This is a genomic window from Protofrankia sp. CiP3 (assembly GCF_917627345.1).
Taxonomy (GTDB): Bacteria; Actinomycetota; Actinomycetes; order Frankiales; family Frankiaceae; genus Protofrankia.
In genome coordinates this window covers 1,869-2,886 of record NZ_CAKJTM010000238.1, presented here as the reverse complement: position 1 = coordinate 2,886, position 1,018 = coordinate 1,869, and the positions used below count along the sequence as shown (strand labels likewise).

General features: G+C 66.1%; 1 pseudogene. It reads left to right on the top strand.

Features of this window, described 5'->3' with window-relative positions:
* Nucleotides 1-578 precede the first annotated feature (578 nt).
* Nucleotides 579-1,018: pseudogene (locus tag MJ797_RS26840) on the top strand (group II intron reverse transcriptase/maturase); the annotation flags it as partial.

The window sequence follows — 1,018 nt, the reverse complement described above, 5'->3', positions numbered from 1 at the left end:
GTGCGCCCAGTGATCAGGAGGTGGCCCGTGGGGCCGTGACCTGGTCTGAAGCTCGTCGTCGCCTGCCGGTGGGAGTCCGGTCCGGCTAGCTGCCAGGAGGCCCGGTAGCAGGGTGCCGGCGTCGGGGGGAAACGCCCGGCGTCGAAGCGCACCGTCAAAAGCCCTGAGAAGGGGGAGCGACTGGGCGGTCCGTAGCATGAAGCGAAGCCTGCAGCGCCGTTAAAGTGCCCGCCGCAAGGCGGGGAAAGGGAGAGCCGAGCCCCTTTGATCAGGGCGAAGGCCACGGAAGCGGTGAAGATCCTGGAGTGCAGCCGCGAAGGACTCCCCGGCGTAGGGGGCGCGGAACGTTCAGATGGTGACGGCGGGAACTGGGGAGGCCCTCCCCGACCGAAACAGGCTGCGGAAATCCTGTGGAATAGCGGGGTTCTATAACCGGTGAGGAACCGGGAAGTGGACGCTGTGTCGGGAGGGCGTCGGAGGCGGTCGTATTACCGGTCGAGCCGGACGGACAACATAACCACCGGTGATGGGAAGGGCCGCTACTTCGTCTATGCGCTGGTGTGAGGGAGATCGGGTCGGTGAGTGCCGTTTCGGCTAGGTCCACCCTGGCGGCTGTCCGTGGGGACAGGGTCCGCGCCTTGCAGCATGCGCTCTACCGGGCGGCCAAGGCCGATCCCGGACGGCGGTTCCACGCGCTGTATGACAAGGTCTACCGCAGAGATGTCATGCGGCGGGCGTGGGAGCAGGTGCGCCGCAACCGCGGCGCAGCCGGCATCGATAACATCACCCTGAGAATGGTCGAGGAGTACGGCGTTGACCGTCTCCTCGACGAGCTGGTCGGTGAACTTCAGGAGGGCAGCTACCGTCCGCTGCCGGCCCAGCGGGTGTTCATCCCGAAGCCTGGGTCGACGGAGCGGAGGCCGCTGTCGATTCCTGCTGTTCGTGACCGGATCGTGCAGACAGCAGCGAAGATCGTGCTCGAGTCGGTCTTCGAGGCTGATTTCCTTGGCTGCTCGTT